General features: G+C 66.4%; 13 protein-coding genes. 7 read left to right on the top strand and 6 right to left on the bottom strand.

From position 1 onward, the window contains the following. Nucleotides 1–11: 11 nt before the first annotated feature. A complete protein-coding gene (locus tag PNO31109_RS00760) occupies nucleotides 12–485 on the bottom strand; it encodes an Lrp/AsnC family transcriptional regulator (RefSeq protein WP_150553726.1) in 474 nt (157 codons plus the stop codon). Nucleotides 486–807: 322 nt separating this feature from the next. Between PNO31109_RS00760 and hppD the strand changes: the two genes are divergently transcribed. The 3 genes from hppD to PNO31109_RS00775 all read left to right on the top strand — a co-directional run bounded on the left by hppD (nucleotide 808) and on the right by PNO31109_RS00775 (nucleotide 4,895). After that, nucleotides 808–1,881 carry a 4-hydroxyphenylpyruvate dioxygenase gene (gene hppD, locus PNO31109_RS00765; RefSeq protein WP_150553727.1) on the top strand — a complete coding sequence of 358 codons (1,074 nt, stop codon included), beginning with the start codon at nucleotides 808–810 and terminating at the stop codon, nucleotides 1,879–1,881. A gap of 207 nt (nucleotides 1,882–2,088) precedes the next feature. Beyond that, the gene (locus tag PNO31109_RS00770; protein ID WP_150553728.1) at nucleotides 2,089–3,474 is read left to right on the top strand and encodes an amino acid permease; all 1,386 of its coding nucleotides are present in this window, start codon (nucleotides 2,089–2,091) and stop codon (nucleotides 3,472–3,474) included. A gap of 221 nt (nucleotides 3,475–3,695) precedes the next feature. After that, the gene (locus PNO31109_RS00775) at nucleotides 3,696–4,895 is read left to right on the top strand and encodes an amino acid aminotransferase (protein ID WP_150553729.1); all 1,200 of its coding nucleotides are present in this window, start codon (nucleotides 3,696–3,698) and stop codon (nucleotides 4,893–4,895) included. A 151-nt stretch (nucleotides 4,896–5,046) separates the two neighbouring features. Here the strand turns inward: PNO31109_RS00775 and PNO31109_RS00780 are convergent, their stop codons facing one another. Further along, nucleotides 5,047–5,868, bottom strand: coding sequence for an alpha/beta fold hydrolase (locus tag PNO31109_RS00780; RefSeq protein ID WP_150553730.1), 822 nt, complete (start codon nucleotides 5,866–5,868; stop codon nucleotides 5,047–5,049). Between the two features lie 518 nt (nucleotides 5,869–6,386). Between PNO31109_RS00780 and PNO31109_RS00785 the strand changes: the two genes are divergently transcribed. Beyond that, complete coding sequence (locus tag PNO31109_RS00785; RefSeq protein ID WP_150553731.1) at nucleotides 6,387–7,094, top strand: glutathione binding-like protein; 708 nt, start codon at nucleotides 6,387–6,389, stop codon at nucleotides 7,092–7,094. A gap of 1 nt (nucleotide 7,095) precedes the next feature. Here PNO31109_RS00785 and PNO31109_RS00790 read toward each other — a convergent pair whose 3' ends face one another. The 4 genes from PNO31109_RS00790 to PNO31109_RS00805 all read right to left on the bottom strand — a co-directional run bounded on the left by PNO31109_RS00790 (nucleotide 7,096) and on the right by PNO31109_RS00805 (nucleotide 12,084). Then, on the bottom strand, nucleotides 7,096–7,950 hold the full coding sequence (locus PNO31109_RS00790) for a class I SAM-dependent methyltransferase (RefSeq protein WP_150553732.1): 855 nt from the start codon (nucleotides 7,948–7,950) through the stop codon (nucleotides 7,096–7,098). 157 nt (nucleotides 7,951–8,107) lie between these two features. After that, complete coding sequence (locus PNO31109_RS00795; RefSeq protein ID WP_150553733.1) at nucleotides 8,108–8,614, bottom strand: GNAT family N-acetyltransferase; 507 nt, start codon at nucleotides 8,612–8,614, stop codon at nucleotides 8,108–8,110. 108 nt (nucleotides 8,615–8,722) lie between these two features. After that, on the bottom strand, nucleotides 8,723–11,281 hold the full coding sequence (locus tag PNO31109_RS00800; RefSeq protein ID WP_370749570.1) for a transglycosylase domain-containing protein: 2,559 nt from the start codon (nucleotides 11,279–11,281) through the stop codon (nucleotides 8,723–8,725). An 86-nt stretch (nucleotides 11,282–11,367) separates the two neighbouring features. Continuing rightward, nucleotides 11,368–12,084 carry a FadR/GntR family transcriptional regulator gene (locus tag PNO31109_RS00805; protein WP_150553734.1) on the bottom strand — a complete coding sequence of 239 codons (717 nt, stop codon included), beginning with the start codon at nucleotides 12,082–12,084 and terminating at the stop codon, nucleotides 11,368–11,370. A gap of 355 nt (nucleotides 12,085–12,439) precedes the next feature. Between PNO31109_RS00805 and PNO31109_RS00810 the strand changes: the two genes are divergently transcribed. The 3 genes from PNO31109_RS00810 to PNO31109_RS00820 are packed head-to-tail and all read left to right on the top strand — an operon-like array spanning nucleotide 12,440 to nucleotide 15,290. Continuing rightward, on the top strand, nucleotides 12,440–13,243 hold the full coding sequence (locus tag PNO31109_RS00810; protein WP_150553735.1) for a (Fe-S)-binding protein: 804 nt from the start codon (nucleotides 12,440–12,442) through the stop codon (nucleotides 13,241–13,243). After that, nucleotides 13,240–14,664 carry a lactate utilization protein B gene (locus tag PNO31109_RS00815; RefSeq protein WP_150553736.1) on the top strand — a complete coding sequence of 475 codons (1,425 nt, stop codon included), beginning with the start codon at nucleotides 13,240–13,242 and terminating at the stop codon, nucleotides 14,662–14,664. Before PNO31109_RS00810 ends, PNO31109_RS00815 begins: the two co-directional genes overlap by 4 nt. Continuing rightward, on the top strand, nucleotides 14,661–15,290 hold the full coding sequence (locus PNO31109_RS00820; protein ID WP_150553737.1) for a LutC/YkgG family protein: 630 nt from the start codon (nucleotides 14,661–14,663) through the stop codon (nucleotides 15,288–15,290). Before PNO31109_RS00815 ends, PNO31109_RS00820 begins: the two co-directional genes overlap by 4 nt. Nucleotides 15,291–15,362 lie beyond the last annotated feature (72 nt).

Raw genomic sequence — 15,362 nt, forward strand, 5'->3', positions numbered from 1 at the left:
GGCGCCGGGGCTCAGGCCGAGAGCGGCACGGCGGAGGTGCATTTGATTTCGTCGAGGCAGACGCTCGACTTCACCGCGCTCACGCCGGGAATGCGCATGAGCGTGTCGAGCAGGAATTCGGACAGCGCCTTGAGGTCGCGCGCCACGACCTTGAGCACGTAGTCGATGTCCCCCGTCACCGAAAAACATTCCTGAATCTGCGCGAGTTCGGCGACGAGGCCCTTGAAGTTCGACAGGTCGCGAATGTGTCCGCGCTCCATCGTCACGTGAACGAAGGCCACGACGCTAAAGCCAAGACGCTGCGCGTCGAGCCGCGTGTCGTAACCCTTGATCACGCCCATCTCCTCGAGCCGCCGGTGGCGCCGCAGCGTCTGCGCCGGCGAAAGCTTGATCGCCTCGGCCAGCTCGAGGTTGGAAATCCGCCCGTTCGACTGCAAAATGCCGAGCAACCGGACGTCGATCCGATCGATCTCGATGTTGTGCATCTTAATTTCTCCACATATCGATATGGAGAAATATTAATGCACAACCTAGGGTTTGCCTGTGTTCGTAACGAAATCCTATTTTGCGACGCACCACTTACACTGGGCGCCGTAAACGGTCGCAAACGCGCTCGCGCGAGCCGCAGACAGGCGAGTTTCGTCGCACGGAACGGCGGGAAAGCCATTTCCCGACCCATCGGTCAGCAAACCACAATTTTGTTGCACCCTCCGCGCCCATACCCAAGCGCTTCGGCGCCAAACCGCCGGGCAGTGCAATGCGTCCAACGAATTCACCACCTCACAAACTCATTGAGCCGAGACGATCATGGCCGACCTTTTTGACAACCCGATGCAACTGATGGGCTTCGAATTCGTGGAATTCGCCTCGCCCACGCCGAACGTGCTCGAACCGATTTTCGAGAAGATGGGCTTTTCGCTCGTCGCACGTCACCGCTCGAAGGACGTGCTGCTCTACCGCCAGGGCGACATCAACTTCATCGTCAACCGCGAGCCGAACAGCGAAGCCGCCTACTTCGCGGCCGAGCACGGCCCGAGCGCGTGCGGCATGGCGTTCCGCGTGAAGGATTCGCACAAGGCCTACGCGCGCGCGCTCGAACTGGGCGCCCAGCCTGTCGAGATCGCCACCGGTCCGATGGAGCTGCGTCTGCCCGCGATCAAGGGCATCGGCGGCGCGCCGCTGTATCTGATCGACCGTTTCGAGGAAGGCAAGTCGATCTATGACATCGACTTCGAATACATCGAAGGCGTGGATCGCCATCCGCTCGGTCACGGTCTGCGCCTGATCGATCACCTCACGCACAACGTCTACCGCGGCCGCATGGCGTACTGGGCCAATTTCTACGAGAAGCTGTTCAACTTCCGCGAGATCCGCTACTTCGACATCTCCGGCGAGTACACGGGCCTCACGTCGAAGGCCATGACCGCCCCCGATGGTAAAATCCGCATTCCCCTGAACGAGGAATCGGCCAAGGGCAGCGGCCAGATCGAGGAATTCCTGATGGCCTTCAACGGCGAAGGGATTCAGCACATTGCATTCCTCACGGACAACCTGATCGAGGTCATCGACAACCTGCAAATGGCCGGTGTCGAACTCATGAGCGCACCGAACGACTTCTACTACGACGCGCTCGAGACCCGTCTGCCGGGCCACGGCCAGCCGGTCGGCGAGCTCAAGTCGCGCGGCATCCTGCTCGACGGCACGACCGAAGGCGGCAAGCCGCGCCTGCTGCTGCAGATCTTCTCGAAGACGCTGCTCGGCCCGGTGTTCTTCGAGTTCATCCAGCGTGAAGGCGACGACGGCTTCGGCGAAGGCAACTTCAAGGCGCTGTTCGAATCGCTCGAGCGCGACCAGATCGAGCGCGGCACGCTCAAGGTCTGAGTCCTGGGGAGACAACCGGCGGCCTGTGCGCCGGCACATGATCCTCGCCGGCGAGCGGGGATCCCAAAGGACACGGCGGCGGCGTCACGAGCGCCGCGCCGTGGCGGCTCAACGGTTCCGGTTCGCTCGTACAGGGCGAAAACAGAGAAGCGCGCCGCTTGGCAAGGAAGGAGGGTCTGTTCGCGGACCCTCGGGTAAGGAACAGACATGTCCCGCAACGCAGCACAAGAAGGGTCGCTCCACCGCGGCCTGAAGAATCGTCACATCCAATTGATCGCGCTTGGCGGCGCGATCGGCACCGGCCTCTTTCTCGGCATCGCCCAAACCATCAAGACCGCCGGCCCCTCCGTTCTGCTCGGCTACGCCATCGCGGGCGTCGTCGCCTTCTTCATCATGCGCCAGTTGGGCGAGATGGTGGTCGACGAACCGGTCGCCGGCTCGTTCAGTTACTTCGCCAACAAATACTGCGGTCAGTTCGCCGGCTTCGTATCGGGCTGGAACTACTGGGTGCTCTACGTGCTCGTGTCGATGGCCGAGCTCTCGGCTGTCGGCATCTACGTGCAGTACTGGTGGCCCGCGATTCCGACATGGGTCTCGGCGCTCGTGTGCTTCGGCATCATCAACGCCATCAACCTCACGAGCGTGAAGTCCTACGGCGAGATGGAATTCTGGTTCGCCATCATCAAGGTCGCGGCCATCGTCGGCATGATCGGCTTCGGCGGCTACCTGCTGCTCTCCGGCAACGCCGGCCCCGAGGCGAGCGTGGCCAACCTGTGGCAGCACGGCGGCTTCTTCCCGAACGGCATGTCCGGGCTCGTCATGGCGATGGCCGTCATCATGTTCTCGTTCGGCGGCCTGGAGCTGGTCGGCATCACGGCGGCAGAGGCGGACGATCCGTCGCGCACCATCCCGCGTGCGACCAATCAGGTCATCTACCGCATTCTGATTTTCTACGTGGGTGCGCTCGGCGTGCTGCTCTCGCTGTACCCGTGGGAGAAGGTCGCGACCGGCGGCAGCCCGTTCGTGCTGATCTTCCACGAGCTCAACAGCAACTTCGTCGCGAACGTGCTCAACGCCGTGGTGCTCACCGCCGCGCTGTCCGTCTACAACAGCGGCGTGTACTGCAACAGCCGCATGCTCTACGGTCTGGCCGGTCAGGGCAACGCGCCGCGCGCGCTGCTCAAGGTCAACGCCCGCGGCATTCCACTCGTGGCGCTGGGCGTCTCCGCCGCGGCCACGGCCGTGTGCGTGGTGATCAACTACTTCATGCCCGGCAAGGCGTTCGAACTGCTGATGGGCCTCGTCGTCTCGGCACTCATCATCAACTGGGCGATGATCAGCGTGATCCACCTCGCGTTCCGCCGCGCCAAGGCGCGCGCCGGCGAGACGACCTCGTTCCGGAGCGTCGCCTATCCGCTCACGAACTACCTGTGCCTGGCCTTTCTCGCCGGCATCCTGGTCGTGATGTACCTGATCCCGGATCTGCGCATTTCCGTGTATCTGATCCCGGTGTGGCTGCTCGTGCTGGGCGTGGGCTACCGCCTTCGCACGAAGCACGGCGCCGTGCCGGTGCCGGCCGGCGTCACGCGCTGAGGCCGTGTCCCGGGCCGCGCGCCCGGGATAACGCGCAACGCACCCAACGCGCCGGCTGACCGGTCGGCCGGTGGCCGGCCGCCCACGCCCGGGCATACCCGGCAACGCCACACTAGCGGTATCATCAGTCGTTTGGCGCCATCGGCATTGCGCCGGGCGACCCGCTCCGCGGGCCCGCGGGGCCGCCGCACCGACTTTCTCTCGTTATTCCAGGAACTGCCATGTTCGAACATATCGATGCCTACCCCGGCGATCCGATCCTCTCGCTCAACGAGAACTTCGCGAAGGATCCGCGTGCCAACAAGGTCAACCTGAGCATCGGCATCTATTACGACGACGATGGCCGTCTGCCGGTCATGCAGGCCGTGCGCGAGGCCGAAGCGCTGCTGCTCGCCGAAGTCGGCCCGAAGCCTTATCTGCCGATGGCGGGTTTCGCCAACTATCGCGACGTGGTGCAGGGCCTCGTCTTCGGGGAAGATTCGCCCGCGCGCGCCGACGGCCGCATCGCCACGGTTCAGACGCTCGGCGGCTCGGGCGCCCTGAAGGTCGGCGCCGACTTCATCAAGCGCTACTTCCCGGACTCGCAGGTGTGGGTGAGCGATCCGACGTGGGACAACCACCGCTTCATCTTCGAGCGAGCCGGCTTCACGGTAAATACGTACCCGTATTACGACGAGGCGACCGGCGGCCTGCAGTTCGAAGCCATGGTCGACGCCATCGACAAGCTGCCGGCGCGCAGCGTGGTGCTGCTGCATGCGTGCTGCCACAACCCCACGGGCGTGGACCTGAACGATGCACAGTGGGTACAGCTCATCGAGGTGCTCGGCAAGCGCGAACTGCTGCCGTTCGTCGACATGGCCTATCAGGGCTTCGGCTCGGGCATCGACGCGGACGCGTTCGTCATCCGCGAGCTCGCGCGTCGTGGCCTGCCGGCCTTCGTCGCCAACTCGTTCTCGAAGAACTTCTCGCTGTACGGCGAGCGCTGCGGCGGCCTGTCGGTCATCTGCGAATCGGCCGAGGCGGCCGAGCGCGTGCTGGGCCAACTGACGAGCGCGGTGCGCTCGAACTACAGCAACCCGCCGACGCACGGCGCAAAAATCGTCGCGAAGGTGCTCGGCACGCCGGAACTGCGCAAGTCGTGGGAAGACGAGCTCTCGCAGATGTGTCAGCGCATCACCCGCATGCGCGGCGCGATCCACGAAGGTCTGCGCGGCCGCGTGCCCGAGACCATGCTCTCGCGCTATCTGGAGCAGCGCGGCATGTTCACCTACACGGGTCTGTCGTCCGCGCAGGTCGATGTGCTGCGCGAGCAGCACGGCGTGTACCTGATCCGCTCGGGCCGCATGTGCGTGGCCGGCCTGAACGAGAAGAACGTGGCGGTCGTGGCGGACAGCATCGCCAAGGTGCTTGGCAACGCTTGAGGCGCAGCCCCGGAGCGCTCACCGAGACACTTGCCGAAGCACTTACCTGAGCACTTACCTGAGCACTAGGGGTCGGCGCTGCCGGCGGCACGAGAAGGGACGGCGAATGCCGTCCCCCGTCCCTTTCTCATTGGCGCCGAGCCAAAGACGCTCAGCCGCGCAGGAACGCCAGCAAGTCGGCGTTGACCTTGTCGGCGTCGATCACGCACATGCCATGCGAGCCGCCGGGATACACCTTGAGCGTCGCGTGCGGAATGATCCTGGCGCTGAGCATGCCCGCGTCGTCGATCGGCACGATCTGATCATCGTCGCCGTGCAGCACGAGCGTCGGCACGTCGATCTTCTTCAGATCCTCGGTGTAATCCACCTCAGAAAACTCCCTGATGCAGAGGTATTGGCCGAGGTGCGAGCCCCACATGCCCTGCAGCCAGAACGCGTCGATCACGCCCTGCGACGGCTTGGCGTGCGGCCGGTTGTAGCCGTAGAACGGCATGGCGAGATCGCGGTAGAACTGCGAACGGTTGTTCGCCACGTTCGCCCGGATTTCGTCGAACACACCGATGGGCAGGCCGCCCGGGTTCCTGTCCGACTTGACCATGACGGGCGGCACGGCGCCGATGAGCACCGCCTGCGCCGCGCGGCGCGTGCCATGCCGGCCGAGATAGCGGGCGACCTCGCCGCCGCCGGTCGAGTGGCCGACGAACGTCGCTTCCGTCAGGTCGAGCCGTTCAACGAGCTCCGCCAGATCGTCGGCGTAGGTGTCCATGTCATTGCCGGTGCCGGGCTGCGCCGAGCGGCCGTGCCCACGTCGATCGTGCGCGATCACGCGGTACCCGTGCTGCACGAGAAACAGCATCTGCGCGTCCCAGGCGTCGGCCGAGAGCGGCCAGCCGTGCGAGAACACGACCGGACGGCCCTCGCCCCAGTCCTTGTAGAAAATCGTGGTGCCATCTTTCGTCTGAAAGGTGCTCATGGTGGGATCCTTGCGCGATGCGCGAATCGAAACGGCAACGAAGAACGTCGGACGCGGCACTGTGAAGGCGGGAGGCAGCGCCACGACGCGACACGGCGGGAGGCGCGGTGCGTCGCACCGGCCGGGGATCGAGCTTCACGCGCCGACGTGCGATTCGAGGGGAGGGGGGCGGCGCACCTGAAGGCTTTCATTTAATGCCGTGCGCGGCGCGCGTTCAAGGGAAGAACGCTTGATGTCGCCGTGAGCCAGATTCATGCACGAACCCACGCTGCCGTCATATGCACGGCACATAGGCGCGGCCTGCAGGCGCCGGCGCCCGGTTGCGGCGCAGCTCTGCCGCACGCGCGGGCGACGCGAGCGAGGGGGGCGGCCAGTATGCGCCGATGTGCGCCGGCACGCGCTTGCATGCGTCGGAATGCGTCGGAATGCGCGGGGTCGTTGGGCAAGCTTGCGCGCTTGGCGTTATATTGGCTGTCCCGCGGCGTTTCGAGCCGCTCGAACCGAATACGTCGATCCCCATGACCGATCTTTCCCAATTTCCGATCACGCGCAAGTGGCCCGCTGCGCACCCCGACCGCCTGCAACTGTACTCGCTGCCCACGCCCAACGGCGTGAAGGTGTCGATCATGCTCGAGGAAATCGGGCTGCCTTACGAACCGCATCTGGTGAATTTTCAGACGGACGACCAGTTCTCGCCGGAATTCCTCTCGCTCAACCCGAACAACAAGATTCCCGCGATCCTTGATCCCGACGGCCCCGGCGGCAAGCCGCTGCCGCTGTTCGAGTCGGGCGCGATCCTGTGGTACCTGGCCGAGAAGACAGGCAAGCTGCTGCCCTCGGACCCGGCCGCGCGCTACGAAACACTGCAATGGGTAATGTTCCAGATGGGCGGCGTGGGACCGATGTTCGGCCAGGTCGGCTTCTTCCACAAGTTCGCCGGCAAGGAGTTCGAAGACAAGCGCCCGCGCGAGCGTTACGTGAATGAAGCGAAGCGCTTGCTGGCCGTACTGGACGGACGCCTTGCCAATCGCCAGTGGATCATGGGCGACGAGTACACCATCGCGGATATCGCCACGTTCCCGTGGATTCGCAACCTCGTCGGGTTCTACGAGGCGGGCGAGCTGGTCGGCTTCAGCCAGTTCAGGAACGTGCAGCGCGCGCTCGACGCGTTCGTTGCGCGCCCGGCGGTCGTTCGCGGGCTCGATATTCCGAAGCGCCCCGCGTAAGTTATGCCGGGGCGCGTGCCGCGAGATGCCAACACGCCGCGGTAAAACGCACCTCGTCGCCTTCGATGAACGGTGTGAAGGCTTGCACGACGACATCGGCGACGCGCTCCCGTTCCGGCGGTGAAAGCCCGGCGAGCGCCTGGCCGACCGGTCCTAGTCGCGACACGTAGTCGCGAAGATCGGCCCGTGCGAACGCGCACTCGAACTGGACCGGCGTGAGCGCGACGTCCTCCCATCCGCCCGCCGTCAGTATCGCTTCGACACGCTCGCGCTGCGCGAAGCCGAACTGGCCGGGCGCGCCCGGCTCACGCGGCGGCAAGGCCGGCAGCAGTTGCACGGCGGCACGCTCGGCGGTCGTCATGAATGGATTTTCGGCGGGACTGCGCCAGGCGAGCGCGTGCAGCCATGCGCCCGGCTTCGCCGCGGTGCGCAGGTTGTCGAAAGCCGCGACGGGATCGTCGAAGAACATCACGCCCAGACGCGAGACGACGAGATCGAACTGCCCGGCGGGAAAGTCATGCGTTTGCACGTCGGCGGACAGAAACTCGATGGGAACCCGTGCATGCGCGGCGCGCGAACGTGCCGTGGCGATCATCGGCGCCGAAATGTCCACCCCCGTACATTGCCAGCGCTCGCCCAGCGCGCCGGCGATGGCGAGCGTCGCGCCGCCAGTGCCGCAGCCGACGTCGAGCAAGCGGCCCGATGGCACACGCCGCGCCGTCTCCCTCACCCGGTCGATGAGAAATCGCGCCAGCGGCGCAAACATCCGGTCTATCGCGACACGGTTGTCGATCCAGGCGTTGCCCGATCGGCCGTTCCATAGCGCGGATTGTTCCTGATTGGCCTGATGCGTCATTGCAAACCTCGTTGCGTGCTCGCCGGGAGCGCCCACGCGATCCCCATGATGTCGTGATCTGCGCTCGGCACGGCTGACCTCACACAGTTTGCCAATTCAAGTCGACTTCAGGTCAAGCACTTTTCAAAGTCTTTCGCCGGGACGTTTTCGCGCCGCTTCACGCGCTCGCGCCGAAGGCGTCGTGATATGCGACGGCGCCCGAAGGCATGGCGCCGTCGAAGCGCACGATCTGGAAGTACTCGGCGGGTGCGCCCGGCAGCGTGACCTCTGACGCTGCCTGAAAGCCGAAACGTCCGTAGTAGGCTGGCTCGCCGAGCACGACGCACCCTGCTGCGCCAAGCGCGCGCAGCGCGCCGAGCGACGCGCGCACGAGTTGGCTGCCGATGCCGCGCCCTTGTTTTTCCGGGGCCACGGAGAGGGGGCCGAGGCCGTACCAGCGCGCGCTCCCGTCGGAGATCGTCACCGGCGAGACGGCCACGTGACCGACGATGTCGTGGCCTTCCTGAGCAACGAGCGAGATCGTCAGTTGGCCCGCGCGACGCAGTGCATTCACGATGAACTGCTCCGTGTGAGCGGTATGCGGCGCATCTCGGAAAGCGGCGACGGTCAGCGCTTCGATAGCGTCGACGTCGGCCGGGGTTTCACTTCGGATATGGAGGGTCATGGACGGCATTGTATGCCGTGACAGCGCAAAGCACCGACTTTGCCGACGTCGGCGGGCGCGGTCGACGCGCCCGGAGGTCGCGCCGCCCACCGCACGGCGGGCGGTGGATCACTGCGCGGGCGCCGAAGCCGAGGGCGCGGGAGGGAGCGCAAGGTTTTGCGGTGTTGCCGACGGGCTCGCCGGCACTGTCGGCGCGGAGGGCCCCGCGGACGCGGGCGGCGGCGCTCCGCCTGGGCCATCCCACTCGCCGGGCACGCCGGGAATCGTGGTGCCGTGCGGCACGCTCGCCGGCGCCGCGTATTCGGGCTGCGCCAGCACCGCGGACGCGACCGGCACGGGCAGCGGGGCGGCATCGCTTGCCGCGTCGGGCAGCACCGCCGCCGGTGCCGAGCTCGGCGGCGGCGCCTGACGCTTCACTGGCGCCTTCGGCTTGTGTTCCGTCGCCGGCGCCTTCGCGAACCGTTGCCTGATCCATTCCGACGCGCGCGCCCACCAGTCGCTGTACCAGTGGTGGTGGTCCGGCGCCTCGAACTTCGCGCTGGCGTCGATGATCCTGGCGCGCAACGCACGCGAGAAGACATCGCCCACGATCGGCAGCGCGCTGTGCGCGCCCTGCCCCCAGTAGTCGCTGAGCAGCGTGATGCGGCTGTCGTTGAAGCCGACCCACGCCCCGGCCACGAGCTGCGGCTGCATCAGGATGAACCAGCCGTCGGCGTTGTCCTGCGTCGTACCGGTCTTGCCCGCGACGTCGGCGCGAATGCCGAAGCGGGTGCGGATCGCGCTGCCGGTGCCGCGATCGATCACGCCGCGCATGGTGTCGAGCAGCGTGTAGTCGTCGTCGGCCGACAGCGCGCGCTCCGGGCGCGCCGGCGAGAACGTCGCGAGCACGTCGCCTTCCGTGTTCGTGATCTGCGTGACCATCGTCGGCTCGCGGTACTCGCCGCCGTCGGCGATCGTGCCGTAGGCGGCCACCATTTCCTTGAGCGACACGGGGCTCGTACCGAGCGCGAGCGACGGCACCGGCTCGAGCTTGCTCTCGCGCACGCCCATGGCGCGCGCCAGCCCCACGACGCGGGATGGCCCGACGTCCTGCATGAGCTGCGCCGTGACCGTATTGCGCGACTGTGCGAGCGCGTCGCGCAGCGTCATCGGCCGGTTCGTCGGCGCGCTGTCGTCGCTCGGACGCCATATCTCGCCACCCGCGAGCGGGATTTCCACGAGCTGATCCACGATGGTGTCCTCGGGCTTGCGCCCCTTCACGAACGCCGCGCCGTACACGAACGGCTTGAACGTGGAGCCGGGCTGACGGCGCGCCTGCTGCACATGGTCGAACGGGTCGGTGGTGAAGTCGCGGCTGCCGACCCACGCACGGATCTCGCCGGTGCGCGGATCGACGGCCAGGAAGCCGGCTTGCACGCGCGTTTTCGTCGCGCGCAGACTGTGCATGAACGCCCGGTCGGCCAGAAGGCGCTTCATGGCGACCTCGGGCGCCTCGCCGCCGGCCACTGCGTTGCGGTACTCCGCCGACTCGCGCACGAACGACTGGACGAGCGCCGCGCTGTCTCGCCAGCCGCCTCGCGCGGACCAGTTGGCGTCCGCGATGCCCTGGAGCTGATTCGCCTGTCGCGTGAGCGCCTGCGTTGCCATCGTCTGCAGGCGCGAATCGAGGGTCGTGTGCACGACGAGGCCATCGGAGTAGATGTTGTAATCGTTGCGATCGGCCCAGCCGATGAGCCATTTGCGCAACTGCTGCGCGAAGTGCGGCGCCGGGCCGGGCTCTTCCGCCTGGCGCTCGAAATCGATGCGCAATGGACGCTTTTGCAGCGCTGCGAGCCTGGATGCGTCGAGATCCCCGAACCTGACCATCTGGGCGAGCACCGTATTGCGGCGCTGCAACGCGCGCTCGGGATTGATCACCGGGTTGTAGTAGCTGTTGCCCTTGAGCATGCCGACGAGGGTTGCCGCCTCGACCACGTCGAGCTGATCGGCCGACTTGTCGAAGTACGTTCGCGCGGCCATCTCGATGCCGTAGGCGTTGTACAGGAACGGCACGGTGTTCAGGTAGGTCTCGAGAATCTCCGGCTTGGTGTAGAGCGCCTCGATCTTGAACGCGGTGATCGCTTCCTTGAGCTTGCGCGTGAGCGTGGGCGCGCGGCCGATCTCGTCCGGATACAGGTTTCGCGCGAGCTGTTGCGTGAGCGTGGAGCCGCCTTGCCGATCGCCCGAGAACGTATGCAGCGCCGCCGACGCCGTGCGCTTCAGGTCGATGCCGTGGTGTTCGTAGAAGCGATGGTCTTCGGTGGCAACGAGCGCCTTGACGACGTTGGGCGACACCTTCGCGAGCGGCACCCATTCGCGGTTCGACGGACGAAACTCGGCGAGTAGTTTGCCGTCGGCCGACAGCACCTGTGCGGGACGGTCCACTTTCGCTCGCCGGATGTCGCGGATACCCGGCGTGAAAGGAATCAGGATCAGCGCGTAGGCCACCAGCAGGCAGGGCCCGGCGGCGATGGCGATGAGCACGCCGCGGCGCGTGGGATGACGCAGGTGATACCCGGCGCGAGACACGTAGGGGCGCAGGGGTTGGGCAAGTCGAACCGCGTGCCGGCCGGCCTGGGCGGCGGCGCGCAGCAGTGACGCAAACAGCGACGAAATCGGGCGCTTCACGATGCGAGAACGCGTAACAAAGTCCGCATCCTACCAAACCGGGAGGCCTTGCCGGCCGTTTCAGCGCTGGCGGGGCTGCCGGGGTGTCAGGGCACGATGGGCACCGGCGAATCGGGCTCCAGCTTGCGCCACACGAACCCGATGTGCTCACGCATGACGCGGCGCGCCTCTTCCGGCTGGCGCGTGCGGATCGCCTCCCACAGGGCGAGATGCTGCGCGAGGATGTGCTCCGACGCCTGCTCGCGCAGCTCCACGAGTCCTGCGTTGTTGAGCGAGATGTGCTCGTAGAGCATCTTGACCACGCTGCCCTGCAAATGCCGCAGCATCGCGTTGTGCGACGCGTTGGCAAGGGCGGTGTGGAAGTCGCCGTCGAGCCGCGACTCGAGCACCGTATCGCCGCGCTGGTGCGCGTCGACCAGGCCGTCGACCAGTTCACGCATTCGCGCCAGATCTTCGTCGGTCGCACGCACCGCGGCGAGATACGCGGTGGTGCCTTCGAGCATCAGGCGAAATTCGAGCATGTCCGGACGCAGCTCCGGGTGATCGCTCACCAACTGCCGCCACGGCGAAATCAGCCCCGTCTGCAGGCGATCCGACACGAACACCCCGGAGGCGGCGCGCGTCTTGAGCAAGCCGCGTGCGACGAGGCGTTGCAGCGCGGTGCGTACCGTCGAGCGGGCCACGCCGAGCGATTCGGCGAGTGCACGCTCGGACGGAAGGCGCTCGCCGGGCGACCAGACGCCCTCGATCAGACGGGTCTCCAGCTCGCGCGTGATGCGCTCGGTCAGGTTGGGGCCGCTCACGGTGGCGTCTCCTGCGAATGACGGTATGCGGTGGATGCGCCGGTGCGAGCGCGTCTCCCATGCCGGGAGAGTCCGGCGATTTTGCCCGCCCCGGCGCATGCCGCGGCAACTGGTACGACCAGTTTGCCCGAACGCTTCTCGAGTGTCGATCATCGCGGCAGCCGGACGACAGGTCCGCGCGAATTGCCGCGCCCCTCGCGCAACGCGTGGCCACGCGCACGGCACCAGACCGTAGAGAAATCGACCGCCAAATCGAGGAGGCGTAAGTGCAAGTGTGGGTTCAGGACTACGTGCCGGGTGGCACGCTATGGATCGCGGCGCGCGGCGAGGACTTCGTCGCCGTAGGAGAAACCTCATGAAGGTGGCGCTGTTCGTCCCCTGTTTCATCGACGCCCTCTTTCCCGAAGTCGGCGTCGCCACGCTCGAATTGCTCGAGAAGCTCGGCCTGAGTGTCGAATACCCGCGCCGACAGACCTGCTGCGGGCAGCCGCTGGCAAACAACGGCTGCGAGGCGGATGCCGCCGGCGCAGAAGCGCTCTTCGTCGAGAACTTCGCCGGGTACGACTACGTGATCGCGCCATCGTCGAGTTGCGTACATCACGTCCGCAAGCACCTGAGAGCGGCCGGCGAGTCGGAGCGCATCGCCGCCGTGCGGGCAAACACCTACGAGCTCACCGAGTTCCTGCACGACGTGCTCGATGTCCGCAAGTTCCCCTGGGCGGACTTTCCTCACACGGTGGGCCTTCACGACAGTTGCAGCGCCATCCGTCATCTGCACGCGGCCTCGGCCAGCGAAATTCCCGGCCAGCCATGGTCGAAAGCCCGCACGCTGCTCGAAGGCGTGCGCGGCATCCGCTTCGCGGCGCCACGCCGTGCCGACGAATGCTGCGGCTTCGGCGGCACGTTCTCCGTGTCCGAGCAGGCCGTGTCCGTCAGAATGGGGCAGGACAAGGTGCGCGATCACCTCGAGGCCGGCGCGCAAGTCATCGTCTCGGCCGACATGTCGTGCCTCATGCATCAAAAGGGCTGCGCCGCCCGCAACGCGATGCCGATGCGCTTCGTGCACATCGCGCAGGTGCTCAACGGCGCGCGCCTCGATGCGCCTCGGGCCCTGGCAGCGACGCACGCGACGAACGGAAATGCCGGGGTGCGCGCATGAACACGAGCAAGCGGGTCGATCATGCGAAACACGCCGAGGCATTTCTCGCCAAGACGGCGCACGTCGCGTTCCACGACAAGCGTCTGTGGGACCTGCGCATGAAGCGCGACGCGCAGGCCGCTTCCATCGACGAATGGGAGACGCTGCGCACGCTCGCCTCGCAGATCAAGGAACATACGCTCTCGCGGCTCGGCGACTATCTCGAGCAGTTCGCGACGCAAGCCGAAGCCAATGGCGTGAAGGTGCACTGGGCGCTCGACGCGGTATCCCACAACGCGATCGTGCACGGCATTCTCGCCGCCCACGGCGTGCGCACGCTCGTCAAGAGCAAGTCGATGCTCACCGACGAGTGCGAGTTGCGCGAATATCTCGAGCCGCGCGGCATCGAGGTCATGGAGACCGATCTCGGCGAACGCATCCAGCAGTTGGACAAGCAACCGCCCTCGCACGTGGTGGTGCCGGCGGTGCACAAGCTGCGCGGCGACGTCGCCCGGCTCTTCGGCCGCACGCTCGGCACCGACCCGACGAACGACGACGTGCATTATCTCGCCGAGAGCCAGCGGCGGACCACGCGCCCGGCGTTTCTGGAGGCCGGCGCCGGCATGACGGGCTGCAACTTCGCGGTGGCCGAGACAGGGACCGTCGTCGTCTGCACCAACGAAGGCAACGCCGACCTGTCCGCCAATGTGCCGCCGGTCCACATCGTCTCCATCGGCATCGAGAAGCTGATTCCCCGCATGGCCGATCTCGGCGTGTTCGTCCGGCTGCTCTCGCGCAGCGCACTGGGCTCGCCGATCACACAGTACACGTCGCATTTCCGTGCGCCGCGGCCCGGGACCGAGATGCACTTCGTCATCGTCGACAATGGCCGCTCGGCGCGTCTGGCGATGGACGACTTCTGGTATTCGCTCAAGTGCATTCGCTGCGGCGCGTGCATGAACACCTGCCCCGTGTACCGGCGCAGCAGCGGCCTGTCGTATGGCAGCACGTATGCGGGCCCCATCGGGGCGATTCTCAATCCGGCCTCCGATCTGAAGCGTTACAGCGCGCTGCCGTTCGCCTCGACGATGAACGGCAGTTGCAGCAACGTCTGCCCGGTGCGCATCAACATCCACGAACAACTGTACAAATGGCGCCAGATCGTCGCCGAAGAAGGCGAGCTGCCGCGCGTCAAGCGACACCTGATCAAGCTCGCCGGCAAGCTGCTCGCCAGCCCGGCGCTGTATCGGGCATCGGTCAGGTCGATGAACGCCGCGCTGCACCGGCTGCCCAATCTCGTGCTCTACAACCCGCTCAACACGTGGGGCAAGGGCCGCGACTTGCCGGAGGCTCCCACGCAGACGTTCCGTGACTGGTACGACGCGAACCGTCGCGCCAGCGATACCGCGTCGGCAATCGACGACAACCAGGAGGCACGATGAGCACATCGCGCGAGGCATTCCTGGTGCGCGTGCGCGCCGCCCAGCGGGTGGCGTTGCGCGAGGACGATCATCCGGCGCCCGGCGCCCGCGATCCGTTTGCGCTGCCCCCGCTGCCCGTGTTCGACACGCCGGCCGGTGATCGCACCGAGCGCTTCGGCACGAATCTGACGACGATGGGCGGCGAGCTCGTGGCGCTTGGCGACGCCCGCGAGTTGTGCGAATGGCTCGCCGAGCGGTTCCCCGGGGTTAGGCCTGTGAGCGCCGCGCCAGAAGCCGCAGTTGCCGAACGGATCGACGTGCTGCGCGCACCGGCGTCGCTGCACGACGTCGACGTCGGCGTCGTGCGCGCCCGCTACGGCGTGGCGGAGACAGGCTCGGTGTGGCTCTCGGAGCGCGAGTATGGCGTGAACGCGCTCGGCTATCTCGTACAGCATCTTGTCGTGCTGCTCGATCCGCGCGACATCGTCGATGGCCTGCAAGACATCTACCGCAAACCCGACTTCGCGCAGGCGCGTTATGCGGTGCTCGTGACGGGGCCGTCTGCGACGGCCGACATCGAAGGCGTACTCATTCGGGGCGCGCAGGGCGTGCGGTCCTTGACGGTCGTGCTGCTGCCACGCGATTGATCCGCCCCGGCGCGCGCGACAGTTTGTCGCGTCGCGCGCCGGGGGGCGTGCACGCTTGACGCGCGTCAAGTC

It is taken from the genome of Pandoraea nosoerga (assembly GCF_902459585.1).
Lineage (GTDB): Bacteria > Pseudomonadota > Gammaproteobacteria > Burkholderiales > Burkholderiaceae > Pandoraea > Pandoraea nosoerga.